At 51.6% G+C, this 26,680-nt stretch carries 21 protein-coding genes and 1 riboswitch; of the genes, 8 read left to right on the forward strand and 13 right to left on the reverse strand.

The genetic code is table 11. From position 1 onward, the window contains the following. Positions 1-108: 108 nt before the first annotated feature. The 6 genes from ACO0K9_RS18180 to ACO0K9_RS18205 all read left to right on the forward strand — a co-directional run bounded on the left by ACO0K9_RS18180 (position 109) and on the right by ACO0K9_RS18205 (position 7,110). Positions 109-840 carry a TetR/AcrR family transcriptional regulator gene (locus ACO0K9_RS18180; protein ID WP_422987469.1) on the forward strand — a complete coding sequence of 244 codons (732 nt, stop codon included), beginning with the start codon at positions 109-111 and terminating at the stop codon, positions 838-840. Next, complete coding sequence (locus ACO0K9_RS18185) at positions 837-2,189, forward strand: ABC1 kinase family protein (RefSeq protein ID WP_422987471.1); 1,353 nt, start codon at positions 837-839, stop codon at positions 2,187-2,189. The genes ACO0K9_RS18180 and ACO0K9_RS18185 overlap by 4 nt, the downstream gene beginning before the upstream one ends. Then, on the forward strand, positions 2,173-2,562 hold the full coding sequence (locus tag ACO0K9_RS18190) for a DUF6463 family protein (protein ID WP_422987473.1): 390 nt from the start codon (positions 2,173-2,175) through the stop codon (positions 2,560-2,562). Before ACO0K9_RS18185 ends, ACO0K9_RS18190 begins: the two co-directional genes overlap by 17 nt. Next, positions 2,559-3,068: a DUF2867 domain-containing protein gene (locus ACO0K9_RS18195; protein ID WP_422987475.1), complete on the forward strand. Its 510-nt coding sequence runs from the start codon at positions 2,559-2,561 to the stop codon at positions 3,066-3,068. The genes ACO0K9_RS18190 and ACO0K9_RS18195 overlap by 4 nt, the downstream gene beginning before the upstream one ends. Positions 3,069-3,198: 130 nt before the next feature. After that, positions 3,199-4,014, forward strand: coding sequence for a hypothetical protein (locus ACO0K9_RS18200; RefSeq protein ID WP_422987477.1), 816 nt, complete (start codon positions 3,199-3,201; stop codon positions 4,012-4,014). Between the two features lie 144 nt (positions 4,015-4,158). After that, positions 4,159-7,110: a M16 family metallopeptidase gene (locus ACO0K9_RS18205; protein WP_422987479.1), complete on the forward strand. Its 2,952-nt coding sequence runs from the start codon at positions 4,159-4,161 to the stop codon at positions 7,108-7,110. Positions 7,111-7,198: 88 nt separating this feature from the next. Here ACO0K9_RS18205 and ACO0K9_RS18210 read toward each other — a convergent pair whose 3' ends face one another. The 6 genes from ACO0K9_RS18210 to ACO0K9_RS18235 form a co-directional block, all read right to left on the reverse strand. After that, complete coding sequence (locus tag ACO0K9_RS18210) at positions 7,199-11,377, reverse strand: translocation/assembly module TamB domain-containing protein (RefSeq protein WP_422987481.1); 4,179 nt, start codon at positions 11,375-11,377, stop codon at positions 7,199-7,201. A gap of 1 nt (position 11,378) precedes the next feature. Next, positions 11,379-13,289, reverse strand: a complete 1,911-nt coding sequence (locus ACO0K9_RS18215) for an autotransporter assembly complex protein TamA (RefSeq protein ID WP_422987483.1) — start codon at positions 13,287-13,289, stop codon at positions 11,379-11,381. A 10-nt stretch (positions 13,290-13,299) separates the two neighbouring features. Further along, the gene (locus ACO0K9_RS18220; protein WP_422987485.1) at positions 13,300-13,743 is read right to left on the reverse strand and encodes an ExbD/TolR family protein; all 444 of its coding nucleotides are present in this window, start codon (positions 13,741-13,743) and stop codon (positions 13,300-13,302) included. A gap of 16 nt (positions 13,744-13,759) precedes the next feature. After that, positions 13,760-14,455: a protein TolQ gene (gene tolQ, locus ACO0K9_RS18225; RefSeq protein WP_422987487.1), complete on the reverse strand. Its 696-nt coding sequence runs from the start codon at positions 14,453-14,455 to the stop codon at positions 13,760-13,762. 144 nt (positions 14,456-14,599) lie between these two features. Continuing rightward, the gene (gene ybgC, locus ACO0K9_RS18230; protein WP_422987489.1) at positions 14,600-14,998 is read right to left on the reverse strand and encodes a tol-pal system-associated acyl-CoA thioesterase; all 399 of its coding nucleotides are present in this window, start codon (positions 14,996-14,998) and stop codon (positions 14,600-14,602) included. Between the two features lie 157 nt (positions 14,999-15,155). Then, positions 15,156-15,908 carry an SDR family NAD(P)-dependent oxidoreductase gene (locus ACO0K9_RS18235; RefSeq protein WP_422987491.1) on the reverse strand — a complete coding sequence of 251 codons (753 nt, stop codon included), beginning with the start codon at positions 15,906-15,908 and terminating at the stop codon, positions 15,156-15,158. Between the two features lie 132 nt (positions 15,909-16,040). Then, positions 16,041-16,186, forward strand: a riboswitch (ZMP/ZTP riboswitch). 113 nt (positions 16,187-16,299) lie between these two features. On the opposite strand from ACO0K9_RS18235, the gene glyA reads away from it, so the two are divergent. After that, the gene (glyA, locus tag ACO0K9_RS18240) at positions 16,300-17,550 is read left to right on the forward strand and encodes a serine hydroxymethyltransferase (RefSeq protein ID WP_422987493.1); all 1,251 of its coding nucleotides are present in this window, start codon (positions 16,300-16,302) and stop codon (positions 17,548-17,550) included. Between the two features lie 58 nt (positions 17,551-17,608). Continuing rightward, positions 17,609-18,061, forward strand: a complete 453-nt coding sequence (gene nrdR, locus ACO0K9_RS18245) for a transcriptional regulator NrdR (protein ID WP_422987495.1) — start codon at positions 17,609-17,611, stop codon at positions 18,059-18,061. Positions 18,062-18,116: 55 nt separating this feature from the next. Here the strand turns inward: nrdR and ACO0K9_RS18250 are convergent, their stop codons facing one another. Genes ACO0K9_RS18250 through ACO0K9_RS18280 form a run of 7 tightly spaced genes read right to left on the reverse strand, consistent with a single transcriptional unit; the run spans position 18,117 to position 26,111 of the window. After that, complete coding sequence (locus ACO0K9_RS18250; RefSeq protein WP_422987497.1) at positions 18,117-18,812, reverse strand: energy transducer TonB; 696 nt, start codon at positions 18,810-18,812, stop codon at positions 18,117-18,119. Between the two features lie 53 nt (positions 18,813-18,865). Further along, entirely contained in the window at positions 18,866-19,306 is a 441-nt protein-coding gene (locus tag ACO0K9_RS18255) for a type IV pilin protein (RefSeq protein WP_422987499.1), read from the reverse strand. A 60-nt stretch (positions 19,307-19,366) separates the two neighbouring features. After that, positions 19,367-23,164, reverse strand: coding sequence for a pilus assembly protein (locus ACO0K9_RS18260; RefSeq protein WP_422987501.1), 3,798 nt, complete (start codon positions 23,162-23,164; stop codon positions 19,367-19,369). A gap of 23 nt (positions 23,165-23,187) precedes the next feature. Continuing rightward, positions 23,188-23,901, reverse strand: a complete 714-nt coding sequence (locus ACO0K9_RS18265) for a pilus assembly PilX family protein (protein WP_422987503.1) — start codon at positions 23,899-23,901, stop codon at positions 23,188-23,190. Beyond that, a complete protein-coding gene (locus tag ACO0K9_RS18270; RefSeq protein ID WP_422987505.1) occupies positions 23,898-24,941 on the reverse strand; it encodes a PilW family protein in 1,044 nt (347 codons plus the stop codon). Before ACO0K9_RS18270 ends, ACO0K9_RS18265 begins: the two co-directional genes overlap by 4 nt. Before the next feature lie 15 nt (positions 24,942-24,956). Continuing rightward, on the reverse strand, positions 24,957-25,475 hold the full coding sequence (gene pilV / locus ACO0K9_RS18275) for a type IV pilus modification protein PilV (protein ID WP_422987507.1): 519 nt from the start codon (positions 25,473-25,475) through the stop codon (positions 24,957-24,959). Positions 25,476-25,517: 42 nt separating this feature from the next. Beyond that, a complete protein-coding gene (locus ACO0K9_RS18280; RefSeq protein ID WP_422987509.1) occupies positions 25,518-26,111 on the reverse strand; it encodes a GspH/FimT family pseudopilin in 594 nt (197 codons plus the stop codon). Between the last annotated feature and the right edge of the window lie 569 nt (positions 26,112-26,680).

A 26,680-nucleotide genomic window follows, 5' to 3' on the forward strand; every position in this document is an offset into this window, starting at 1 on the left:
CTCAATCAATACAAACCCTCATTTAAACAAGTAAACCTTGTTATTTAACGAAACAATGTATATATTAATGGAACTCAAACACCATTTTTATAGAAGTTCGTCTCGATTATGAAAACTTCCAAATCCCAGCAAGAGCAAACCCGGCGTAATCTTATCCGTGCGGCCGTCGACCTGATTACCGAAAAAGGGTATGACGCCACCACCATGAAGCAGATTGCCCGTGATGCCGGCATCGGTGATGCGACGATTTATAAGTACTTTCCCAGCAAGGAGAAAATCCTGCTGGCGTACTATGAATTGTGCATAGACATCACCCTCGAAACAGCGCAAGAAACACCTGGCTGGGAAGAATTTACCCTGCAAGAAAAACTGCAAAGGCTGGTGGATGCTTTGCTGGAACTCTTGCTGGGTGACCGTGAATTTGTAGAAATCACGCGTGATATCTTTGGTAAATCACCCTTGCTGATGATGCGCGACAATATGCCGGGTCAGCAAACCCTGAAGCAAGAAATCGTCAGCCTGCTGGAAGAGGCTGAGCAGCGTGGCGATATTTCACCTTGCGATTTCAAGAACCTGATCGGTGGCTTGTTTGGTGACTATCTGTTCGCCGTCATCGCATATTGGCTCAAGGATGAGTCGGAAGAATTCTCTAACACCACGCAGTTGGTGGATATGACGCTGGCGATACTGGTCATGGCTTTGAAGAGTGGCATCGTCAATAAAGTGTCAGAGCTGGCCAGCTTCATGCTGCGCAACCAGTTGTCACGCATCATGCAAAATGGTTCCGGCTTGCTGGAAATGGTCAAACTCGTGCGTAACGGTTTGGGGGATAGACGATGAACAAGGCGCCACCTGCCAGCAAACTCGGCAGAACTGCCATCACTGGCCTGGCACTGGCGCAGGCTGGTGCCAGCAAGCTGGGTCACAAGGCGCGACAAATGCTGCGTAGCGATGATGACAAACAGGCTGCGCAAGAACAGCATGAAGCAGAACTGGGGCGCATACTTTTTAAGGCCCTCAATCAGTTAAAAGGCAGTGCGCTCAAGGTATCGCAATTGCTGAGCATGGAAGCCGATTTCTTGCCGGAAGGTATACGCCGTGAACTGGCCAAGGGCTGCCACCAGGTCACGCCTTTGAATCGCGCGCTGATCCATAAAGTCTTTCAACGCGAATTCGGGCAGGCCCCAGAACATCTGTATGCACAATTCGATGCGCATGCCTTTGCTGCGGCCAGCCTGGGGCAAGTGCATCATGCGCAATCGGCAGATGGCCAGCAACTGGCCGTCAAGGTGCAATACCCTGGCATAGCATCTGCCATAGGCAGTGATTTGCGTATGTTGCGCGGCATCTTTCAAACCATGGCCATGGGCACCACCATCTTGCCACGCAAAGAAGTCATAGACCGCTTCATGAATGAACTGGAAGTCAAGCTGGGCGAAGAGCTGGATTATGAACATGAAGCGACGCAGCTACACTGGTTTGGCCAGCATGTAAATTTGCCCGGCATTGTCATCCCCAGATGCATAGACGCCATGTCCAGCAAACGCATATTGACCATGGAAAAACTCGACGGCCTGCACCTGGATGCCTGGCTAGCGACGGCACCTGATCAGGCACAGCGCAATCATTTTGGGCAATTGCTGTTTGACTGGTTCTGGTTCAGTGTTTGCCAGCTGGGCCGGGTGCACGCAGACCCGCATCCTGGCAATTTTTTATTCATGCCTGACGGGCGCCTGGCAGTATTGGATTTTGGTTGCACCAACAAAATCTCCAGCACCTGTAGCAATGCCATGGCCAGCAGTTGGCGCGCCTTGCTGATGACGGACGAAACCGAACGCAATCGTGTTTTGCGCCTGGCCTATATTGATCTGGGCTTGTTTTCTGATGCGGTCACACAAGCTGAATTTGATACCGGCGTCATCCCTGCGCTGGCAGAATTACATGCCTGGAAGATAGAAGCCTTTCAAAGTACGCACTTTGATTTCAGCAACAAATCGCCCTACCCCAAAACCATCAACGTCCAGCACAGCAAGGTGCTGGCAAGCATCCTGGCCGGCTGGCATGAAGACGTGCCGTATTTTGACCGTGCCTATCTGGGCCTGATGAATATGCTCAAGAAAATGGGTTCTATAGTCAACACGGATATCGCCTGGACCAAACAAGGAGTGCCCCATGTCAGCACCAATTAAAACCCGGAAAATCTGGATAGGTCGTTATCTGATGGTCATTGCCGCGCTGCATACCATCGTCGCCTTGCTGCTTTACGGCCCCGTCTTTATGGGCATGCTGGAACGCGGCGTATTCAACACCGTCAATCGTGACCCTTTGCGGTCGGCAGCGATCTGGTTCTTGCTGTTTGGTGGGCCACTTTTACTGCTGGGAATGAACATCAACAACATGGAACGCAAACGCGATTTTACAGAAGCCGGCACCATGGGTCTGGGCATATTGATCTGCTGCCTGTTCGGCCTGGTGTTGATGCCAGTGTCAGGCTTTTGGCTGGTCATACCAGCGGCAATTGCATTGATGAACAGGCGTTCAAATCAAAGGCCAGCACTATGAGAAACAAGATCACGGAAACTGCAGTCCCAGGCAACACCAAAATTGCGGAAGACCTGCCCGGTGCCTATTTTTATGATTGCTATCAAATGCCATTCCATCATGCAGAACTGAGCGCCATGCAAATCTACATGAATACCTTTGCCAGGACACCGGCGTGGGTCAATTGCCTGATGGGTGCACGCAATCGCGTCGTCGGCCTGTTTGGCTTGAAGAACCTGGGCGGGATGAAGTCGCTGGATAAAAACAAGCCAGCCCAGGCGTATCAGGTAGGGGACAGGGCGGGGATATTCTCGCTGGTGTACAAGTCAGACGAAGAGGTCATATTCTGCGATTCTGACAAGCATCTGGATGTCAAAGTCTCGGTATCCAAACAAGTCAGGGATGGCCTGCCCAGCATTGCCGTTACCACTATTGTGCATGTACACAATAACCTGGGGCGTGCCTATATGCTGTTTGTCGGCCCGGCGCACAAGGTGATTGCGCCAGCAGTATTATCCAGAGCATAAGCTTCCATCATCTCTGAAACAACGGCTAAATCATATACGTATTTTCCACCATCTGTTTTGTCACGCATTTGTCATAAATCTCTTCTAAGATGAAATCATCAAAACAACAGAGAAGAGGAAAATAAAGACTATGTTAAGTACATTAAAACAAAAATATCAAATGATGCGTGCCAGAAATATCACCGAATTTTCAGGCTACAAGCGTCAGTTGATTGAAGTTCCTAACGCAGTGTTTTTGCAATGGCAGGCAAAAGCAAAATATGAATTCCCCGGCATCCCCAGTGATGCCATTTTTTTTGCCCGCGCCACTGAAGGACTGATGATGTTCTTCGACTATGTCCGCCGCAGCAATCGCCCCTGCGCCCTGCCCTCCAAGGCAGTCGACTCGGTCTGGCATGCCTGGAATAGCTGGTCATCGATCCATCTGGATAACTTCTGTCTCAAGCACTTTGGCCGCACCATACCACACGTTGAAGCAGCACAAATGAGCAACGAGATGGATGCAGCATTGGCCAACTGCCTGGTCACGGCACAGCGGGCAGAAGGCCGCCTACCCGGCAGCTCATCCCTGCCGCGCCTGTTTGCACTGGACCGAACACTACACATGCCGCAAGGGTATTCCTACTTTGCCACATCCTTGCGTATAGGTTTCCGGCACATGAATACGCGTGGTGCCGATACCGGCAAGGCCATCTATCCGGAAAGCTTTGACGCCACCCAACTGCTGGCAAACGGGCTGATTTCCAACCTGGCGTATGAAGAAATGATGAAGAAGCAAGCAAAGGCTGCCAGCACCGGCGCATCTTGCGGTAGTAGCTGTGGCAGCAGCGGTAGTGGTAGCAGCGCAAGCTGCGATGCCAGCAGCGGTGGCTGCGATAGCGGCGGTTCAAGCTGTGGCAGCAGTTGCGGTAGCAGCTGTGGTGGTGGCTGCGGCGGTGGTAGCTAAGTCGTGCAAAGACTGAAACATGCTCCATGTTGATGATGCGGATTGCATGGCTGCGGATGGCGGCCATGCAAAGCAGGTGAGGCTGCGACTACACCACAGGGAATACCAATCAAATCACTGCTCAGTCAAAACACAATCATCTTCATGAGCGAAACAGACGCAGTCGCACAATTTCAAAACGAAATTTCACTTGAAATCATGGCGCAAGGTACACTGGTATTTTTTTGCACTATCGACCACATGCCGTCCTATTTCACTGCTTTATTCCATCGTTCCTCCAGACTGACGGTCTGCCTGATTTTTGGTATTGCCACTCTGCCAGCACTGGCAGCTATCAACCTCAATGACCCGATTCCTGTCAATCCAGCCCTGACCCTGGGCAAACTGGATAATGGCCTGACCTACTATATCCAAAAGAATGACACGCCACGCAAAAAGGTGGAACTGCGCCTGGTCGTGAAAGCAGGTTCGGTGCTGGAAGATGATGATCAGCAGGGTCTTGCGCATTTCACCGAACACATGGCTTTTAATGGGTCCACCCATTTCAAGAAAAACCAGCTTATTTCCTATCTGCAATCTATCGGTGTGAAATTTGGTGCCGACCTGAATGCTTTTACCAGCTTTGATGAAACCGTCTATGTGCTGCCAATACCGACCGACAAAAAAGCCTACCTGAAAACCGGCTTCCAGGTGCTGGCCGACTGGGCCCAGGGTGTCAAGATGAAGGATGCCGATATCGACAAGGAACGCGACATCATCCTGGAAGAAGCCCGCCTGGGTAAAGGTGCCGATGACCGCATGAGCAAGCAATTGCTGCCCGAAGTCTTCAATGGCTCCAAATATGCCGATCGCTTGCCCATAGGCAAGGAAGACATCATCAAAACCTTCAAATACGATGCGCTGCGCCGTTTTTACCGCGACTGGTATCGCCCAGACCTGATGGCGGTCGTCGTGGTGGGTGACATCGATCCGGCAGAAGGCGAACAAATGGTGCGCGAGTATTTCTCCAGGCTGAAAAACCCCTTGCCGTCGCGCCCCCGCCCGACCGTCGCCATCGCTAAAAACCTTGAGTCCAAGGCCCTGGTCATTACCGACAAGGAAGCCACCAACAACTTGCTGATGATACGTTACCCCCTGCAGCCCATCGCCCCGCGCCTGACCATAGGCGATTACCGCCAGGATATTATCAAGAGCGTTTACAAGTCCATGATGAACAAGCGCCTGAGCGCGCTGACAGAACAGGCGCAACCGCCTTTCCTGGGTGCATCTGCCGGTACCGAACAGGTCGTGGAAGGCTATGAATCCTTCATGTCTGCCGCTGTACTGTCACAGTCAGGCATACCAGCAGCGATCAATGCGCTGGTGCAGGAAAAAAACAATATCCGTCGCTTCGGTTTCACCGTTGCCGAATTTGAAAGGGCCAAGAAAATCGAGGCGCGCGAATATGAAACTATGTACAACGAACGCAATAATTCACCGTCCTCCAATTTCGCCGGCGAATACATACGCAATTTTCTGCATGCTGAGCCTATCCCCGGACTGAAAAACGAATATGCCTATTTCAAGGAATTTCATGACGGCATTACGCTGGAAGAACTCGACCAGTACGCAAAAAAAGCGACGCCGGATGACACCAGCAAACTCATATTCTATATGGGCTCCAACAAGGCCGGTGAAGTCGTTCCCGACACGGCTGAGCTGCTGAAATTTGCCAGCCAGGCAGAAAACCGCCCGATACAGGCCTACAAAGAAAAAGAATCCCGCAGCGCGTTGATGAACACCCCGCCCAAGGCGGGCCAGATTGTGTCTGAAAAAGAAAACAAGCTGCTGGGCCTGACTGAGCTGGGCCTGTCGAATGGCGTCAAGGTGATACTGAAGAAAACCGACTTCAAGAGCGACCAGATCTTGATGAGTGCACGACGCTTCGGTGGCATGTCTGTGTATGGTGACCAGGATTTCTACAATGCCTGGTATGCCAATCCCATCGTCTGGGAGATGGGCATGAGCAATTTCAGCGCCAAGGATGTGCAGGAAACCATGGCCGGCAAATATGCCACCGTCAGGACTTCTATCGACAATTATGCTGAAAGTTTCGGTGCCACATCCAGCAATGAAGATATTGAATCCATGTTGCAACTGCTATACCTGCGCATGACCAGCCCGCGCAAGGACAAGGTCTTGTACCAGTCTTTCATCAATACCCAGAAAGAACTGGCACGCAATTCCTCGGCCCGTCCAGAAGCCATTTTTTCAGATCAGATTGTCACTGCACTGTATCAAAACCATCCACGCGTCATGCGCCAGGCCAAGGTCGAGGATTTTGACAAGCTGGACCTGGAACGCAGCATGGAAATTTTCCAGGACAGGTATGGCAGCGCCAAAGATCTGACTTTCATTTTCATCGGCAGTATTGATCTCGATAAAATCAAACCGCTGATCGCCACTTACCTGGCCAGCCTGCCGACCACAGATATCAAGACCGGTTATCAGGACCTGAAAATTTTGCCAGTACGCGGCGTCGTCAAAAAAGATGTCAAGGTCGGCAGCGAGCCGAAAAGCATTATCTCCATCAGCTTTACCGGCCCAACTGTGTATTCGCGGGAAGAAAACACACGCTTTCATGCCATGCTGGATGTATTGGAATTAAAGATCATCGATGTCATACGCGAAAAACAGGGTTTGATTTATAGTGGCGGCATTAATGGTTCCATACAAAGAATCCCGCAGATGCAATATGGAATAGACATCAATTTGCCCTGCAGCCCGGACAATGTGAACAAGGTCATCGCAGCCATGTTTGCCGAGATACAAAAACTGCAAACAGCAGGCCCTTCGGCAGAAGATGTGAACAAGGTCAAACAGGCCTGGCTGCAAGACCATCAGGCCGACCTGCGCAGCAATGAAAGCTGGCTCGATCATCTGCAAACGGCAACCCTGTACCAGACTGATCCCGAATCCATACTATCCACTGAAAAACGCATCAAGGCCGTCACCGCCAGCCAGATCAAGGACGCAGCCAATCGTTATTTCAATATGCAAAATTATGTGCAGGTAGTCTTATATCCAGAAGATAAAAAAGACAAAAAAGATAAATAGACGCGCTTGAAAAATAAAGCCAGGTTGATCATCCAGCCTGGCTTTATTTATCTTGCAGATTGCTGGTCACAGCCACATGCAGGATCAATCAATGGAACGAGAACGTATAGTTCACATCCACCGCCGATTCGGTACCGGTGCGGCCAATAATGCTGACCCTGCGTGTCAGTTGCCAACTGAGCTTGATACCGCCACTGGCGTCTGCCAGGCCACGTTCTATCGACAGGACCAGACCAGGCATCAGGCGCTTGCCGACACTAACCACCTGGTCTGTACTGGTGCTTGTATTGCCGGTAGAACCGGCCACAGTTTGCCCCGGCAAACGGGTCGTATTATTGGCGGAGGATGAACCGATGGAGAATTCATCAAAACCCAGCCCCTGCACGATATCGCGCGGCACATTGCGGCTGCCATCGCCACCGAATATGGCCGACGCTGCCGACATCAGCAAAGATGCATCACTGCCCGCCAGTTGATCAGCGCCGCGACCCAATACCAGCCATGACAGTTTTTCAGCATCCGGCACGGCAGGTTCCGACACCAGCCGGACCTGGGGCGCAGCGACCGTGCCAACAATTTCTACCCCCGCCTCTACCGCCAGGCCACGGCGCAAGGCACGGATATTCAAACCGGGATTAGACGGTGGACCCTGGAAGTTCAAAATACCGCGCTCTATCGCCAGTTGCTGCCCGTATCCTTCATACACGCCTCTGACGGTGCGGATGGAGCCGGTCGCCTGCAAGGGACTGCCATCGATGGAACGCAAGCGCAAACTGCCTTCCAGCCCGGTATCGAGCCCACGCCCGACAAACACAAAGCGAGGCCCCATGTCAAAGCTGACATCGACACGGGTTTTCAAACCTTTTTTCGGTGTTTCACTGTCATTGCTTTTTACTGCCAGCTTGTCGCTTTTGCGGGTCACCACCACATCGCTGGACAAACTCGGCGGTGGCATTTTTGGCAGTTTGAAATAGGCACCGTCGGTATCCACCTTGCCGCTCAGACTCCAGATATTATTGGCTTCGACAATGTCGGCCTTGCCAGAAACCACCAGCCACCTGTCCTTGCGTTGCAATAAAGGAAAATGCTGCCACTGCGCCTGTATGCTGCCGGTTTCCTTGCCCATGTCGATATCACCACTAGCCTTGAATTCCCCTTTCTGTCCCACCAGTTCCATGCCTTGCAACAGCGCATGGCGCGGTACATTGGTGATCGTATTGGAAAACTGCAGATTGCTGACCTTCAGATGGCTATCTTCAATTTGTGCATCCAGGCTGCCATTCGGTAACAACAAACCTTCAGAGGCGAAAGCGACTTCCAGCTCGCGCCCTGTCAGGTCAGCACGGTAACCGGGTTTACCAACCGTGCCCATCAGACGCGCATCGACATTCAGTTTTCCTTTGAGTACCAGGCCAGGATTGATCCATGGCCCCAGCCATTGCAGGTCAGGGATGACAGCGCTGGCCTCGCCATTCAGCATAGCCGTTGGTGCGATGGTCCAGGCACCGCCCTGTTTGCTCAATAAGGTATTGGCCTTGATTTTCCAGCTACCCAGGCGCGCGCCCTCGGCGTTCATGGTCAACGCCAGGTCTTCGCCATCGGTACCTGCGACCAGGCCGCCCACTTTCATCTGCAATTGCAAGTCGCGTATGCCGAGGGCGACAGAATTGCCAGTGCCATCCGGATCATTGAAACGTAAATCACCGCTCTGACGCTGTATTTTTATCTCACCCTGTGCATGCTCATGCAATTGCAGATCCCATTGCGCATTCAGTTTCAGGTTGCCGCTGACGGCATATTGTGGTCGCACCAGGTTGGCAATCTCTATCACCCTGACATCGGTGATACGGCCTTTGGTTTTCAGCGCAGCGGGTGTCCATTCCAATTCTTCCAGCACCAGGCTGCCCAATTCACTATGCAATGTCAACGCCCCCAGACGCACCGACTGCGATGACAATTGCAGAGGGGCACTGCCTTGCAGTTTTACATCCGGCTTGCCATTCAGGTTGAGTGCCTGCAACTGGCCATTCCAGCTCCAGCCTTGCGCATTTTTTGAATCCGCCTGCATGCTGCCATTTGCACCCAGACCAAAAGTCTGGCGATTCGGGAAAGTGCTTTCCAGCGTGATGGTATGGGCGTCACGCCGGCCCTTCAATTGCAGATGCAGTTCACTTAACTTGTCGGCCGCAGCCTGTGCTTTAAGCTGCGCTGGCGTTGGCGCTGATGTTGACGTTGGTGTTAAGTTAGCCCCAGTTGGGTTGACACTAAAATCAGGCAAATCACCGCCGATATGGCTTGCCACTATGTCGCCGTCAAAATTCCCCTTGCTGCCATTGTCCAGGTTCAATCTGGATTTTAGTTGGGCGATAGTCCATTCCCGGTTTCCATATTTAATGCGCAATTGCTGGGCCTGCGCATCCAGGCTACCAGTCGGTTCGGCAAAGCGGCCACGCAGGCTGACATCGGCCTTCAATGCGCCACTCAGTGCCAGTTGCCAGTTACTCAGCAAGGGATTGAGATTATTCAATTCCGGCGCATCCAGATTCAGTTTCAGCACGTCATCTGCGGCACCCCAGTTACCCTGTCCCGTCAGGGTGTTTTTTCCCCAACGCAGATCCATTTGTTTGACGCGTACTTGCTGGTCTTGCAGCCATTGCAGCTCAAGACTGGATTGCACGGTCTGTCCTGCATATTGACCTTGCAGTTGCGGCATGCTGACTTGCAGGTTGAGACGTGGTGAGATTTCGCCCTGCAAGCTGAAGGCAGCTTGCAGATTACCAGCGGGTGTGGCTAGCCACCGCGCCGGGTCAAAATTCGTCAGCCTGGCCTTGAGCTTGAACGCCTGCTTGCCAGAAAAAGCGATATCTCCCGCCCCCTGCAAATGGGCATCTTCTGCCTGCAAATCAAATTTGTCGAGACTGAGCAATTGCGTCACGCCATGGTAGGTGGCATCGGCCTTCAGGCTGGCCTTGGCATCTGTCAGTTGGGCCTGCAATTGAATGATTTTGTCCTTGCCGGTCTGGGCAAAAAGCTTGCCCTTGATCTGGCTGGCATGCAGGCGCTGGTCTATCTGTGCCAGGTCAACATTGGACAAGATCAGTTGCACATCCGCAGCCAGCTCTGCATTAGCCCAACTCAGACGGGCATCCCCCTGCAATTTGCCATTGCCATTCAATTGCACTGCCAGGCCCTGCAAGCTGAGGCGATCCGCTTCCAGTTGCAGCCTGGCTGTCAGCGACTGCACTGGCAAGCCCTGTTTGTTGATGGCTGCTGCCTGCGCATTGCTGGCACTGACATCGCCGGCCAGCACAAAACGGGAAGCATTTTTGTCGCCCGCCGGTTTCAGCGTGGCCAGCAAACGCAAGTCGGCCTGCGGTGCCGCTGCCTGCCAGGCCGCAGGATTAAAATGCTGGATATCCAGATTCAACTGACGTAAATACGGTGCAGTAAAAGGTGTCAGGCTGGCCTGCGCATGCCCCTGCAATTGTGCATTGTGCTGGTTCTGTTCTGCTGCCTGTGCTTGCAATGCCAGTTGCAAATCCTGCAGGCTGCCAGACACGCTCCCTTTCAATGCCAGCGCGGGTATGTCTTGTTGCACCTGGCCTTGCAGGCTGAACTGGCCATTCAGTGTATACGGGCGCAGGCTGGCCAGCGAAGATTGCATTTCTGCCCGTCCCCATGGGCTGGTAACACCCGCCACCAGACGGTATTGCCCGTCTTGAAAATGCAGGCTGCCACTGAGTGCGCTCAGCTCCAGGGTTTCATGCTGGGTGCCATCTGCTGACAAGTTCGCCAAATGCAAATGCCCCAGCGCCAGCTTGTGTGCATCCAGGGTAAATGGCAGGCTGAGGGTAGCCGGCAGTTGTGCCGGGTCTTTGCCAGGCAGGCTGGCAATGCGCAATGAACTGGCTTGCAAGCGCGGAATATCCACCTGCTGACGCCACAAGGCAGCAGGACGCCATTGCAGGCTGACAGCAATCGCCTCAATCACCAGTGTCTTGCTCTTATAACTGAACTTATCGATGGCCAGGTCATCTCCCACCGCACCCTTGACACCTTCAAATTGCAGGCTGCCGCCACTGATTTTTTCTGTGACCGCCAGCAGGGTCCGGGTACCTGATTCGGTCTTGCTGGCCCAGGTAAGCAGGATGGTCAGCGTAACGATTAGCAGCAGCAAAAACAGGCAGGCCGACAACAGCAGACGCGCCAGCACCGAGCGATTTTTTTTGGTCTTTGCTACTAGCGTTTTTACTTCGGGTGTCGTCATGTCAGAAAGCGATCGCGATGGAAAAATCCAGCCTGAATTTTTTGGTCTGACGACCATATGCCAGGTCCAGGGCTATCGGCCCGGCGGGTGTTTTATAACGCGCGCCCACGCCCATACCCTGGCGCAGATTCAATTCACGCCAGTTATCTGCTGCATTGCCTACATCAATAAAAGTAGCCGCGCCCCATTCGGGATACAGCCAATGCACATATTCAGCACTGGCAGTCGCCATGACACGCCCGCCACGGGTACTGGTGGCGTTTTGTATACCCAGGCTTTGATAGGCATAGCCGCGTACGGTCGTGCTGCCACCGGTACGGAACAGATAGTCTTCAGGAATGCCGTCACCGCTGGTGGAAAATACATTACCCACTTCAGCCCGCACGATCACGCTGTCATTCTTGCGTACCGGTATCCAGCGCTGGTATTTGCCATAGACCCGCACGAAACGCTGATCTGACCACAAGGCTTTTTCTGATGCGGCCAGATCCAGTTGATAAATCTCGCCCTTGCGTGGATCAAAGGGTTGATCCACATCACGCCAGGTCCAGCCCACACTGGCCACCAGCGCCCGGTGAAATTCATCCGGGGTATCGGCGACGGTCAGTTTTTCCCTGACGATATTCAAGCCCAGGCGCTGTTCAAGATGGCCGCGTGTGCTGGTGCGCTTGACACCCAAAGACTGGCGATTGGTCAGCACACCGGATATATCTTCGCGTTCTATCAGCACGCCAAAAGAATCCAGGTAATTGTTTTCACGCGGCGGTAAATAGATGTCGGCGTAGCCCAGTTGCCGACGTTGCTCCAGCCTTACCGCAGTACGCAAATCCCAGGCTTTGCCCAGGATATCGCGGTCACGATAAGCAACTTCACTGCGGTAGCCAGTATTGGTGCTGTAACCCAGGCCAAAACTCAGGTCACGTGCCTGCCGCTCAACCACGTTCACGTCCACCGACACGGCAGCGGCTTTTTCCGGGTCCGGGTCTATGCCCACGGTGACAGTGGCAAAATACGGTGAATTCTGCAAGGCGCGTTGAAAATCCAGCAGGCGTGAACGTGAATACGGCTCCCCCTTTTTGGGTGCCTGATAGCGGTCTATCAGCCACGAAGGATAACGCTGCATGCCGGTGACGCGTATCTCACCCAGGGTGAATACCGGACCACTATCGACGTCCACCTGCAAGATGCCACGGTGTTCATCAGCATCGATCCTGGCTTCGCTGGACGTCAGCGTTGCCGCAGCATAGGCATCGGCACGCAGGCTTTCCAGCAATTGGGTTTTGGCGTCGGTCCAGTCGGCGTCGCGAAATGGCTGCCCTACCGCCAGGCCCCAGTCTTCCTGTAAAGCACGTCTGCGCTTGAAGGTCGGTTTGTCCCCGGCATCTATGGCATCGGCCATGGGGCCTAGTATTTTGATTGAGACATTTTCTATCACCGTGCGCACACCGGCATCTACTGTCACGTGTATCAGTTTGGCAGTGCCCGTTGGGGTGTCGGTATTGTCGAGATTGTCAAACTGTATCTGTGGCGAAAAATAACCTTCTGTTGCCAGGATATTGCCAATGTCCTGACGCAATTTGCGTATCAGCGCTGGGGTGATATTTTGCGCATCGGCGCTGGCAGAAAATTCGGGGATATGCTGCCGCAGCAAATCCGCCCAGCTTGCTTTCGGGGTTTGCAATTGCAGGCGTCCACTACTGGCCCTGACCACGGTGTCGGGATCGATATCGGGATTTTCCGGGGCTGGAATGAGCGCCGTGACTGGCGTAGCAGTAGTAGGAGTACTGGCTTCCTTGGCAGGTGGGGTGGGCGCAAGCACCGGTGTTGCCACCTGCTGCGCCCTGACCTGCCCTGTGCCGATCAACCCAAGGGCACACCCTATTGCAAGAGAGGTACGCAGTGTTATCTGCATCAGTAATCGCTCACTTGGTTGCCAGCCCAACACGATTGATGCCAAGTTTTTTCGCTTCCGAAATCACCTGTATGACTTCATCATAAAGCATGCCCTTGTCGGCGGAAACCAGTACCGACAGTTCCGGCTTGGCATCATGGAACTCGCGCAGTTTCTGCATCAGTTGCTTGCGGTCTTTGGCTTCTTCCTTGCTGTCTTGGCGGTTATTGCCGTTGCTGCCTGCCTTGCTGTTGATGCTGATGGTGGAAGGTGCATCCGGACGCAGGGTAATTTCTATATAGTCGGATGGCGGTTGTGTCGATTGTCCCGCCGTCGGCAAGTTGATGACGCTGGGATTGGTCATTGGTGCACACACCATGAAAATCACCAGCAACACCAGCATCACGTCGATATACGGAACGACATTGATTTCTGCCTTGAATTTGCGTTTACGTTCGCCTCGCAGGGTACTCATGCTGACCTCTTTCCTCTTAGCGCGACTGACGCTGGAGGATATTCGAGAATTCCTCGATGAAGGTTTCGAAACGAATCGCCAGCCTGTCTATGTCATGCGAATAACGGTTATACGCCAGCACCGCCGGAATCGCTGCAAACAAGCCAATTGCCGTTGCGATCAAGGCTTCGGCAATACCTGGTGCCACGGCAGCCAGCGTCGCCTGCTGTACATTGGCCAGGCCACGGAAAGAATTCATGATGCCCCAGACCGTACCAAGCAAACCGATATACGGCGACACCGAACCTACCGACGCCAGAAAGGACAGATGGGATTCCAGCAAATCCATTTCACGCTGGTAAGACGCACGCATGGCACGGCGTGCACCGTCCAGCATGGCACCGGCATCCAGCGATGCCTTGTTGGCAGTTTTTACTTTGTGGTATTCGCTCATGCCGGCTTCAAAAATACGCTCCAGCGCACCGGTATGGTCACGGCCATTGCGACGGTTATTGGTGGCAGCGGCATACAAATCCACCAGATTGCCGCCAGACCAGAAATTGCGTTCGAATTCTTCTGTCTGCCCACGTGCTTTTTTAATGGCAAACATTTTACTGAAGATATAAGTCCAACTGGTCAGGGATACGCCCAACAGCAACAACATGACCAGTTGCACCAGGATGGAGGCATTGGTAATCAGGCTTAAGAATGAGAGATCTTGGGTAACAGTCATATTGAATCACATAAAAAACAAAAAACGTAAGCCTGATGACATACTGCATTCAGTCAGGCGAGTATTCAGCGGTATACGATAAATTTGGGCAAAGTCGGACAAATTCAGGCACATCCTGACAAATTTAGGCACTTTTTGACAAATTCAGACAATTTTTGTCAGAACATCGTCAGGAATGGCTGCTGGCCGCACATTCACCTTGTCCACACATCCCACCTTGATTTTGCCGCTGGCCAACAGGCGTTCGCCGCACCAGGCCTGCTGTTCGAACTGTACCGACGCCCTGCCCAGCTTTTCGACTACAACCGTCAGCCTTAGTTCATCATCCAGTCTGGCAGGTGCATGATACTCGACTGCCGTGGCTTTGACGACAAACATCAATCCATGCTGATCGGCCATCTGCTGCTGGTTCACCCCGGCTGCGCGCAACCATTCGGTACGTGCACGCTCAAAAAACTTCAGGTAATTGGCATAAAAAACGATACCACCCGCATCGGTATCTTCATAATAGACCCGCACTTGCCATTCAAACGTTTTGCTCATGGTGTAAAACTTTGCGGGAAACTAATGGACTGGTACAGTTCACTAGAAAAGTTATCATAGAAATCATCATTGTAAACTGCTTCTGCCAGGAATGACTGAAACCATGCCGGTCTGCTATCGAATCAGCATGATCAGCCTTCCCCAGGCCATCCGGCCATCAGGATGTGGTGCGCTTGATGGTCAATGGACCATATCCCTGGCAAGTCGGCATCATTTCTATGTGATTGATGTTGACATGCGGCGGCAAAGTGGCAATCCAGTAGGCAGTTTCAGCAATATCGGTGGCTGTCAGCGGAACCGTGCCCTCATACACCTTGGCTGCCGCATCGTCATTGCCACGATAGCGGACATTCGAAAACTCGGTGCCGCCACACAAGCCTGGGGCAATATTAGTGGCCCTGACCCCGGTGCCGACCAGGTCAGCCCGCAGGTTCTTGGTAAATTGATCCACAAAAGCCTTGGTGGCTCCATACACATTACCACCTGGATACGCCGTGGAACCAGCAACCGAGCCGATATTGATCACCAGGCCACTGCCACGGACCACCATGGCCGGCAAGACGGCACGGGTCACTGTCACCAGACCCTTGGTATTGGTGTCTATCATGGTATCCCATTCATCCTGCGACGCCAGATGTGCAGGTTCGGTGCCCAGGGCAAGACCGGCATTGTTGACCAGCACATCGATTTGCTTCCAGTCCTGTGGCAGGCCTTCCAGGGCCAGGCGGATGGAATCCTTGCTGGTGACATCCAGGGTCACCGGCAACAAGGCCGCACCAAGTTCGGATTGCAATGCGGCAAGTCGTTCTGCACGACGGGCGGCGGCAATCACCTTATGGCCCTGGCTGACAAATTTTCGTGCCATTTCTTCGCCAAAACCTGAGCTTGCGCCTGTAATCAATACGATCATGCTGATTTCCTTCAATGTGATGGATGAATACTGGCATTTTAATGCACATGCAGCATTTCCGATGGTCAGGCATGTATTTGACCGGCTTGCACTTGCCCATTCAAACGCCATCACGTAAAATCCATGCACCATTTCGTCTCACGTGACTGGCGAAACGGCCGAACCTGCATCAGCAGGGTATGCGGAACACGCATCACACCGGCCAAAGATGGATATCCATCGGGAAGCGTGAGATTTCGGAGTCAACCTGACTCCAGCCGTGCGCCTGGGTAGCCTGATGGTAAAAGCAATGAGGCTGCCCCCTATCCGTTTCAGACACCTCATTGACATCAAGCAATTGCTTATTGATTGCTTATTAATTGTTTATTAACAGGAATAATCAGGAACCGCCATGTTTGCAAAAAATCAAACCCTCGCCAACGTAGATCCAGAACTGTTTGCTACGATACAAAAAGAAAACGTCCGTCAACAAGAGCATATCGAGTTGATCGCGTCTGAAAACTATTGCTCCCCGGCCGTCATGGAAGCCCAGGGCTCCCAATTGACCAACAAATATGCCGAAGGCTATCCAGGCAAGCGCTACTACGGTGGTTGCGAGCACGTGGATGTGGTCGAACAACTGGCCATTGATCGCCTGAAGCAATTGTTCAATGCCAATTTTGCCAACGTGCAACCAAATTCTGGCTCCCAAGCCAACCAGGGTGTCTTCTTTGCGCTGTTGAATCCAGGCGATACCATCATGGGCATGAGCCTGGCTGAAGGTGGTCACCTGACCCACGGCATGCCCTTGAACATGTCCGGCAAATGGTTCAATGTTGTCTCTTACGGCCTGAACGCCGTAGAAGACATCGATTACGACGCCATGGAAAAACTGGCACGCGAAACCAAACCAAAACTCATCATCGCCGGGGCCTCTGCTTTTGCGCTGCGCATCGACTTTGAACGTTTCTCGAAAATCGCCAAAGAGGTTGGTGCCTACTTCATGGTCGACATGGCGCACTATGCTGGCCTGGTCGCTGCTGGCGTTTACCCTAACCCGGTACCGTTTGCGGACGTGGTCACCTCCACCACCCATAAGAGCCTGCGCGGCCCACGCGGCGGCATCATCCTAAGTAATGACGAAGCCATTGCCAAAAAGATCAACTCTGCGATCTTCCCTGGTATCCAGGGTGGCCCACTGATGCATGTCATCGCTGGTAAGGCAGTAGCATTCAAGGAAGCGCTGTCGCCAGAATTCAAGGCTTACCAGGAACAAGTCGTAAAAAATGCGGCCGCCCTGGCAAATACCCTGACTGAACGTGGTCTGCGCATTGTTTCTGGCCGTACTGAATCGCACGTCATGCTGGTTGATCTGCGTCCTAAAGGTTTGACTGGCAAGGAAGCAGAAGCCATCCTCGGTTCCGCCCATATTACCTGCAACAAAAACGGTATCCCGAATGATCCGCAAAAACCGATGGTCACTTCCGGTATCCGTCTGGGCAGCCCGGCCATGACGACACGCGGGTTCAAAGAAGCCGAAGCAGTGAAAGTCGGACACCTGATTGCAGACGTACTTGAAAATCCGCATGATGCCGCCACCATTGAACGTGTGAAAGCCGGTGTCAAAACATTAACCGATGCTTTCCCGGTCTACGAAGCATAATTCAGCGACATAAAACGCCACTCCATGAGTGGCGTTTTTTAAACTTTAGGCGAACTCTATGAAATGCCCTTTTTGCCACAATGACGATACCCAGGTTATCGATACCCGTGTTTCAGAAGAGGGCAATGTGATCCGCCGCCGCCGCCGCTGCGCCGATTGCGATAAACGATTTACAACCTATGAACGGGTTGAGCTGGTAATGCCGGTCATCGTCAAGAAAAATGGCAGTCGTACCGAATACGAAACCGCCAAACTGCGCGCCAGCCTGATGCTGGCCCTGCGCAAGCGCCCGGTCTCCGCTGAAGCTGTGGAAACCGCCATCCAGCGTATAGAAGAAAAATTACTGTCCAGTGGCGAACGCGAAGTCATGTCCGGCCACGTCGGCGAACTGGTCATGCGCGAATTGAAACGCCTCGACAAAATCGCCTACATCCGCTTTGCCTCCGTCTACAAAAGCTTTGAAGACGTATCGGAATTTGCTGAAGCAATACAGGAAGTCAGGAAGAATTAAGCTGCAAAACAAGCAAGGCCATTGCACAAATCACATGGAATATCATGCTGCTTTATTAGCGAATCACTTTCTTTGATACTTCAATAAATTCAAGCGGGTGAGCTGCAGCACTCAGTGATACCTCGATCACAAACTGGCTCTTCACGGCAACATCACCAATCATGCCCGGAGCAAACTTCATTTTCAAGAATTGTTCTTTCACCAAGCGGGTGGCTTCTGCTGAAAGTTTGCTCTCTTCAATTTCGATGTCGTCAACGTCGCCATTTTCATTGACCAGCACGCGCAATTGCAGGGGTTTTTCTGGAACCTCATCCATGACCAGGGTGAGGGTTGCGCTGGGCTCAACGTTATTCTGCACCTCTGGTGGTGTAGTCAATTCGTCAACGTGGTAATAATAGCTAAGCGAATCGGCGGTCTGCAACAAAGCCGGGGGACTCTTGTGTTGAACTTGCACTTCCCTGAACTTTTCCGCTTGATTATTATGTCGCAGATTATTTTCGGGTTGCGGGCGGGAGACAGCCTGGCGGGTATCAGGCTGCGTCGTATCAGATGCGACGAAGTGAATTTGCAGGATTTGGGACGTATCAGCATGCTTAACGATGCTATCTACATTTCCATCCTGAGCGTTTTTACATAAGACAAACACCACCAGTAAGCCATGCATCACCAAAGAGAAAGTTAATGCAAAGACGGAGCGGGAAGTATCATTTTTTGTAATAATGTAAAACACGAAATTGAATTGCCGTGACATTTTCCTGCCTCTTGCTTACGTCCTCCAGGCAGAAAAACATCCGTTCGCGCCCTCTATTTATTCCAACAGGCTGCCGCACCGCCAGTACCACTTGCATCACGCACACCGGCGCTGGTCAGTGTCAAGGTAGCACAAGTACCATCGGCGACTTGATCATTTGCTGGCACTGCTTGCAAGGTGTAGGCGGTTGCTGTCGGATTACCAGTAAAAGACAAGTTGTACTTTGTTTTCGATGAACGCGGTGAGGTGTTAAATGGTAGTTGCGCATTCGTCAAAGCGGTTGCCCCATCTGGCATCAATGCGTAACTGTTTGTCAGCGAATAATTACGCTCCATCCATTGCTGCAACTCCATCAAATCGCCTTTGGCTGTATTTCGATTACCAGTCAAGATATAGCTCCGGTAACTGGGGATACCGACAGCAGCAATCACGCCAATAACGACAACCACGACCATCAGCTCTATCAGGGTAAAACCACTTGAGGTTTTGCGCATAATCTATTCCAAATTTAAATGCCCCTGGCAGATCCAGGAGCTCGTCACAATTTATAAGATTTAACGAATTTGCCGCCAGGAAAACCTTACCCCTGTAACCGTATTTTTATTTAAGTCAATTTCTGATTGACTTTGAGGACCGCTAGCACCAGGAGTGAAACCAACCCTCACGCCACCAACTTTTATCACCGCTTTCTTGCCGCTGGATACCACGGAACTGAAATAAGGTATCCCCATTCCCACTGCCCCCCAACTACTGAGTTGGACAGGTGTGCCCGAAGTATTGTCTGTTACCACAGCGCCACTGTAGGCGTTAAAGATATTCACATACCCGGTACCCGGCAAACACGCAGTGGCAGGTGTGAACGAACTGACCAGGACAATACCAGTATCTGCCGGCATGATCGAATTGACGATACTCCGCTCACCGTTAACATTCGGCATATCCATATACCAGCCCTTCTTGGTCGTAAAGTCGACAGCATTGGAAGATGTGGTTCTGGAAAAATCCCCCGCCGCATTTGCTGTAGTTGTTGAGGTGATCGTTTGTGCCACCAGATCCGCCTTGGTAATGGGTGTCGCTGAGAATGTATCCGCGAACCCAAAGATTGTTTGCTGCACGGTGGTATTGTAATCAGCCCTTTCTATATATTTTCCTGTACCAAAAACGACGGCCCATGCACTAGCCACTAAGGCATGCGGCGCTACAGCAGGTGCCGATGTGATCGGTTGCGTTGCACTACCGGCAAAGGCTTTAGTCACTTTCCATGTGCTGGTTGCGGTATCCCATCTGATACGCCACATATTACCCTTCAGGTCACCAGCCCAGACCGTGTCTATCCAGCCATTGCCCTGGGTTGCGACTGGTAAGGGGGTCGCAAGACCATTGTTTCCCAGCGAACCTTCAACTTCGATTTTATTGATCACACTACCGTCATTGGGATCAAGCATATACAAGACTGCTTTGCCGTTGGTACTGCCAAAGCCGTTGCCAACGATAACTGCCCACTTGCCATTCGTTGTTCCATCAGGGATCTTTGTAATCTGTAGTACCTGTCCAGAGATAGGGCTTTGTGCTGGCTGATTATAGCTGTAGCCCATGTCCGTATCATTGGTGTCAGAGAATTCCCATTTGGAAATCGAAGCCGCATTTGTTTCTGTAAATCTGGTCGGATCAGTAACATCAAGCGCAAAGTAGCCTTTGCCACCGGCACCATAACTACCGACCAGCAAGGTCGCCCAACCGCTGGTCAATTTGACGTCACCTATCATCGGTGTCGAATCGACATAGAACTCATGCGAATAGGTGAGTGTCGTCAAGGCAGAAATCTTGGGGGCTGAAGTAGTAGTATCTATCTGCATGAACTTGCCGGGCACATAGGCAAATAATTCCTTGCCTTTGCCCGTATCAGAAGCGTCAAAGGCGTGCAGCATGCCGTCGTTCGCGCCTACGTAGACCACAGGTTTCCTATTTAGATTGTTGGCAATAAATGTAGAGTATCCGGGGAAGGCATCGCCTGCGTACAAGGCATTGGGGGCAGCCACATAAACAGGGCCTGAACCGACGATGTCACCTAACTTGGTTTTCAAACGGGTTCTGAATATACCGCCAGTTCTGGATGTTTCTTTGGAAGAGTCACCACGTATATAGTTGACCCTGTCAACACCTAATAAAGTTGGTGTATCAGTCAAACCGGTCGCTGGGTTGATATCCATTAAAGCTTTATCCGTCGCCGACAGATTAGCATATTTAAAAGCAACGCCTGCGTTTCCGGAACGGGTAATAATCTGACGCGCGGTATCCGTTTGATAGGTCGAATACGTGGTCGATGCAGTCGGGTCCAGCCAGACAGAGGTATCCCAGTCTGGACTCGCATCACAAGTAGCAACAGCGACATTAAAACCGCATGCTTTTATTGCCCCGCGACCGCCATTGGTCAAAGTGTAACTTGCATAGTAAATTCCTTTGGCTGAAGCGATAGACACGCCAGATGTCGCGGGTGCAGCACCATCACCCAGACTACCGGCAGCAACAATTTGTTGAAACACATTACTCAAGCCATTTTTTAAACCGAGAGGATCATTACCTGCATACCAGTTGTCTGGCGTGCCGTTACCATCCTTATCCCAGGACTTGATCAAACTGCCTGTCGCTGTCAGGTTAGGGTCTAGATACGGTGCTTGGGTCAGGGCAGGATTAAAACCACCATATTTGGCAGCGGTGAACATAGGCGTCACTGTCGCACCTGTCTGCACCGGGTTTTGACCGTTAAAAGGCTCCATGACGTCAACAAAGAAGCTGGTGACCGTCTGTTTCTGACCCGTGATGCGCTGTGCCGCCTTGTCTGGTCGTATATCGTTAACGTGCGCCCAATAAGCCAGGCCGCCCAGATACCAACCGGCATTTCGTCCAGGTGATGAGGAGGCAGTAATATTGCTATTATTACTTTCCATCGTAGAAATATTGTTGACCCAGGTAGCAAAATTGACCGAAGTACCCGGGCTCGGTGGACTCTCTGATGGTGGTGAAGCAGAACAGGTGGCACTACCACCCGGAACCCTGGTATCACACCAATTATTAACGTCACCAATGGTAATAATAAAATTCTGCTGGCAAGAACTGGTTATTGGGTCATTGGCGGCAACAGTTGCATCAAAATTGATGACTGGAAAGCCATCTACCATTGCCGTGGTTGGGGTCGCGATGGCCTGTGGCGTCGGGCTTATCTTCCTCAGGTAGCGTAATGACTCATAATACAACTCAGCCATGGGATCATAGCCTTTGTAACCACTGGCATAACCAAACTGGTTCAGGTAATTGATGACCCCGCTGTTGGTGGCACCACTCGTGGCAGCCTGGTCGGTGCTATCTGGATTGAAAGTGAACACCCCGGTAGTCGCGCTCCATTCCAATCGCGGATTGGTGGTTGACAAGGCAATTGGGTCTGCAATCGTAGGGCCGACCGATTTCATGCGGGCGCGCAACACGCCACCTTGCCTTGATTGTGCCGGATCATTCAAATATCCAAATGCAGAAAAGCGCATATTTTGGTTATATTGCTGCATCAAGCCTTCAGGCTTATACGTTCCACCTGTAGTGGAGTAATCGGTACAATTTGATTCCAGTCCGGCTACCTTGTCGCACACTTTGACCCTGACATGGTAACAAGTCCATGAGGGACTACTGTTACCATTCGCTGCCTTATAGTCTGTTACCAATTGAGCGCAGGTATCAGTGCCCATTTGTGCGGTCGTCAGATTGCTGACTGTCACACTTCCGCCCGCCTGCACCAACATTTTGTCACCCATGTTAACGCTGCGATAAGTCTGTTGTGTAGTAACGTTTGCGTCTGTTGTCGTTGCCGAGCGGTTCGGGAAATAACCTGTACCACTCTGCGCATCGTTATAAGCGCGCTGTAATACCGTCGTTCCTGGCAAGTCAATAATGCGGTTACCACCCGTCATAATTTGGCGGAATTGATCCAGATTGGCCATGGACACCCAATTCAGCAAATTGCCTTTGAAGGTTCCAGTTACACAAGCCGTCGGTGAAAAATACAGGTTGGTGGTACTGTATGAATAGCACTTCGCACTATCAAAGTAACCATAGTAGGTCGCTGTAGGATCATACGTTGATGATGATGAGGCCGCATTAGCTGCTGCATAACTGGCAGCATCACCGGTAGGAAATTCCACCGACAGCGCAAACACCACATTGGATAGAGCGCGGTCGATATTTTCCAGCGGCATCTTGGAAGGCGTGACATTCGCTGCACCAGAAGCCGCGGCTAAAGCGCCAATAAAGCAACCGAGTACTAATTTTTTCAGAAATGAACCAGGCAAATAGTGGGTAATCATCATTATTCCAGACAATATTTAAATCAATGAGGAGCAACTACGCTCTGTAACATCACAACTGTATTGGGGTTTTGTCCGACAGCGCGCACGGTAATCCGGACCGCGACACGGGCAGAGCCTGAGGTTCCGGCAAAATCAGCAACCAGGCCGCCTGGGGGGAAAATTTCCATGATATACCTCGGCTGGGCTGCGACTTTTGGTATTGCCGTTGCGCCCGTATAGGTGCCATATGCAATGGTAGGATTGGTACCGGTCGATCCGGTTTGTGGTGCCCAATTCGCAGCGGTATCGTCCCATACCGGTACTGGCGCCGTTGCATTATCCAAGGGCAGGCATTGGCCACGCACACAATCTGGCGTCCAGGTCTGACGCATGGTGCTGGTCCACACCCAAAAGCCGTCTCTGAGTAAAGGATCGTCCGGTCTCGCCGCTGCAGGGCGGCAAGTCACACTGCCAGCGGCGCTTCCGCCTGGGCAAAACGTGACATTGTCTGCAAGCAAACTGGCCAAATCGCGTTCGGCATCGCGCAATGTCAGTTCAGCCGCTTGCAAGGCGATATTACGATCACGCAAGTTATTCGACATGCGTTCTTGCAAAGTACTGTTTTGCATGGCAGATAGCCCAAGCAAAGATAAGGCCATTAACAATACGACTGTCAATATCAGAGAATTGCCACGTTCGCGATGCATCGCGAATTGACTTTGTCGTGTACGTGAGTTGAGGCTAGCGGATCTCATGGTGGCAGCACATCCGGAGAGGTAAGAATATAATTGCGCAAAGAGAAAGTGGCGCGCGTAATCTGACGATAGCGCAAGTCGGCCAAAGACACGCTCGTGCCCCTACAATTAGTGTAATTTGTCCCGCTAAGCGCTACGTTTTTTGCCGTTGCCACTGTTTGCAGGCAAACACGAACGGACAAAACCCGTGACCAATCTGCCACATTATCTGCAGTGACATATTGAGCAACAGCACTATCGCCAGGAACAGTTAAGCTGACAGTTGCAGGGGCAACTCCGTAAAGAATATACATATCCTCCACACCTTCTGCAATCGCCTTGAGTTTGCTTGGATCGCCGTTACCAATACACATTAAACGCTTGCTTGCCACGTCAACATAGAAACGATTGATTGCCAAAGGCCCAGCCGGGCTTGCCGTAGCCCCGTTCACATTATTGCCGCCGCAATCCGATCCCTTACCAGTATTGGCGTCATATGCCGACATGGTATCAATCGCCGCAGCTGCAGGCAGAACCGCTCCTGCATTAGCACCTACATCACTATTGAGCACCTGATACGCCACCGTCAGAGAGCTTGGACTGGTCGCTGTAGCAGACGCACAAGTCCAGTTAGACAATTGCAAAGGATCACCTGACGTAGTAAAAAGCCCCTTGCACCCCATCAAACCGTGTATCTTGTTTGTTCCACTACTATACTCTGGGGACTGTCCGAAATACTGTGTCAGCAAATCTGTATTGGTCCTGTTCGGATCGGTTTTTGACAACCAGCCCTTATTGCCCGGGCTCAACAAATTTTGCCGTGTCGAAGGATTATTCACAGCATCAACAAATCCGGCCAGGCGAATGTGATAACCGAGCACATCCATCGCGGCCCTCATGGTCTCTTGCTGGCGGGCGTCACTGTCCTGATATTTGAATGATTGGGTATTCGCGATATACAGGCTGACCACTGCAGCCGACATCACAAGTCCGATCGACATGGCAATCATCAACTCCAAAATACTGAAACCGTCTTCGCGGCGCATGACAGAACGAGTCATTTCTTCAACCTTTAATCATGGAATGAATGGCGTGCTCAAGCAACGCACACCAACAACTGCCGGCGTTGGACACAAGGAGTCAGTCGAATTTGCATCAATCAAAGCCTTTTCCTTCCACATGACAACAATACTAAAGGCCGCGGCATTATTCGCTGTTGGTATCAGGGCACCGGCACCACCAGGGAGGGTCCTGGCAATGTCATTGGTCCAGTCAGACAGATCAAGCGTGGCCATATTGGCTGGAGTACACTCGGTTGCATTGGTTCCACAGCCAGGGGCAGTCGGTATAGTAGTAGACGCCGTTGCATAGCCATAATTCCTGGTGTACTGCCCCGCCTTCACGGCGGTCATATTCGCGCGCATACGATCTGATAACTCCAGCGAGAGCAAGGTTGCCTTGGACCGTACCGCAGAGTCTTTATTGTATTTCAGGGATGTTATTTGCATGGCAGCCAAGCCCAATGCACCTATGGCAAAGATAACCATGGTGACCAATACTTCCATCATGGCAATACCAGATTGCCGTTTATGCATAGCTTTGTGAGCCAATGTTGCGCTAGTTAACATCTCGATCCTCTAGTTCCCACAATAACTGTCCGCAGCCAATTCTGCCGGTGTATCGACCCGTGGCCTGCCCTGTGAATTGACACAGACGGTCCGACAATTTGACTGATCATCTCCTGACGGTGGGCACATGGTAATTTTGCCGCCAGTAAATGTAGGCAACGGCCGTCCCAAGCCCGTAAAAACCAGGTTTTGTGCACTACCGCCAGAACCTACAGCAGTGGTATTGCCGCTTAAAGCCGGGTAAGCGCGAATCACCGTTTCACCAGTGTTAAGTACACCATCATAATTAGGATCAGCAAAGACTATCCAGCCTGCAGCCCAATTGCTACCTGCAGCCTGACAAGTAGTGCCGTTTGCACTTCTGCAAATGGTTACGCCGCTATTCCTTTTGACCGCTTCAGAACGCGCTAGATTGATTGCGCCAATAACATCACTTGACTGTGTCCTCATGCGCGCACCAATAATGAAGGCCTTCAGACCTGGCACGGCAATCGCCGATAGAACGGCAAATATCACAATAGTGACCATCAGCTCAATAAGAGTAAATCCGCGCTCTTTGTGACTGGAGTGATTGATCTCTGGCTTGCCCATTAGAGCCTTCATAATAATTTTTTATTGAAATAATACATTTCGGCAATACGGATGACGAATAATACTTGATATTCAGCAGTATGAGACACTGCAAAAATCGTGCCTGCAAGTAAAATTTGTAAGCAATTCTGTCAGAGTAACTTCCCGGCGAAAGAAAGTCAAAATGGCATAAAAACAATACGACTCCATGCCACTGGCGACAAGCTGCATATATAATTTTCCTAGTGGCAACAATGTTGCAAGACCGCTCACCACAGAGACACGGAGGCACAGAGGTTCACAGAGCAAAACAAGAGAATCTGCTGATCTTCATTACTGTGCCGCGAATACCCCGAAGGCCGGGCCACAGAGTAAAAGCAGAGAAGTTCTCCTGTTTTTGCTGTTCTTGCCTTTCTCCGTGTCCTCTGTGCATCCTCTGTGTCTCTGTGGTGAGAGGTCTTGATATTGATGTTGATGTTGTTTTTGATCTTGTGTTACGCGTGTATTTTCCGTTCGCGCAAAGCGAAACCCCCGCTAAATTGCTCTAGCGGGGGTTTCTGGATACAAGCCTGACGATAACCTACTTTCACACTGGTTGCAGC

This window comes from Undibacterium sp. Ji50W, from assembly GCF_049340445.1.
In the GTDB taxonomy this organism is placed as follows: Bacteria; Pseudomonadota; Gammaproteobacteria; order Burkholderiales; family Burkholderiaceae_D; genus Undibacterium.

Excerpts from the sequence above, each read along its gene's own strand:
- ACO0K9_RS18215 (WP_422987483.1), bottom strand. The coding sequence starts at position 13,289 with ATGCAGATAACACTGCGTACCTCTCTTGCAATAGGGTGTGCCCTTGGG.
- ACO0K9_RS18260 (WP_422987501.1), bottom strand. The coding sequence starts at position 23,164 with ATGATTACCCACTATTTGCCTGGTTCATTTCTGAAAAAATTAGTACTC.
- ACO0K9_RS18205 (WP_422987479.1), top strand. The coding sequence starts at position 4,159 with ATGAGCGAAACAGACGCAGTCGCACAATTTCAAAACGAAATTTCACTT.
- ACO0K9_RS18180 (WP_422987469.1), top strand. The coding sequence starts at position 109 with ATGAAAACTTCCAAATCCCAGCAAGAGCAAACCCGGCGTAATCTTATC.
- ACO0K9_RS18235 (WP_422987491.1), bottom strand. The coding sequence starts at position 15,908 with ATGATCGTATTGATTACAGGCGCAAGCTCAGGTTTTGGCGAAGAAATG.
- tolQ (WP_422987487.1), bottom strand. The coding sequence starts at position 14,455 with ATGACTGTTACCCAAGATCTCTCATTCTTAAGCCTGATTACCAATGCC.
- ACO0K9_RS18195 (WP_422987475.1), top strand. The coding sequence starts at position 2,559 with ATGAGAAACAAGATCACGGAAACTGCAGTCCCAGGCAACACCAAAATT.
- ACO0K9_RS18200 (WP_422987477.1), top strand. The coding sequence starts at position 3,199 with ATGTTAAGTACATTAAAACAAAAATATCAAATGATGCGTGCCAGAAAT.
- glyA (WP_422987493.1), top strand. The coding sequence starts at position 16,300 with ATGTTTGCAAAAAATCAAACCCTCGCCAACGTAGATCCAGAACTGTTT.
- ACO0K9_RS18270 (WP_422987505.1), bottom strand. The coding sequence starts at position 24,941 with ATGACTCGTTCTGTCATGCGCCGCGAAGACGGTTTCAGTATTTTGGAG.
- ACO0K9_RS18255 (WP_422987499.1), bottom strand. The coding sequence starts at position 19,306 with ATGCGCAAAACCTCAAGTGGTTTTACCCTGATAGAGCTGATGGTCGTG.
- ACO0K9_RS18265 (WP_422987503.1), bottom strand. The coding sequence starts at position 23,901 with ATGAGATCCGCTAGCCTCAACTCACGTACACGACAAAGTCAATTCGCG.
- ybgC (WP_422987489.1), bottom strand. The coding sequence starts at position 14,998 with ATGAGCAAAACGTTTGAATGGCAAGTGCGGGTCTATTATGAAGATACC.
- ACO0K9_RS18210 (WP_422987481.1), bottom strand. The coding sequence starts at position 11,377 with ATGACGACACCCGAAGTAAAAACGCTAGTAGCAAAGACCAAAAAAAAT.
- nrdR (WP_422987495.1), top strand. The coding sequence starts at position 17,609 with ATGAAATGCCCTTTTTGCCACAATGACGATACCCAGGTTATCGATACC.
- ACO0K9_RS18185 (WP_422987471.1), top strand. The coding sequence starts at position 837 with ATGAACAAGGCGCCACCTGCCAGCAAACTCGGCAGAACTGCCATCACT.
- ACO0K9_RS18220 (WP_422987485.1), bottom strand. The coding sequence starts at position 13,743 with ATGAGTACCCTGCGAGGCGAACGTAAACGCAAATTCAAGGCAGAAATC.
- ACO0K9_RS18250 (WP_422987497.1), bottom strand. The coding sequence starts at position 18,812 with ATGTCACGGCAATTCAATTTCGTGTTTTACATTATTACAAAAAATGAT.
- ACO0K9_RS18280 (WP_422987509.1), bottom strand. The coding sequence starts at position 26,111 with ATGAAGGCTCTAATGGGCAAGCCAGAGATCAATCACTCCAGTCACAAA.
- pilV (WP_422987507.1), bottom strand. The coding sequence starts at position 25,475 with ATGCATAAACGGCAATCTGGTATTGCCATGATGGAAGTATTGGTCACC.
- ACO0K9_RS18190 (WP_422987473.1), top strand. The coding sequence starts at position 2,173 with ATGTCAGCACCAATTAAAACCCGGAAAATCTGGATAGGTCGTTATCTG.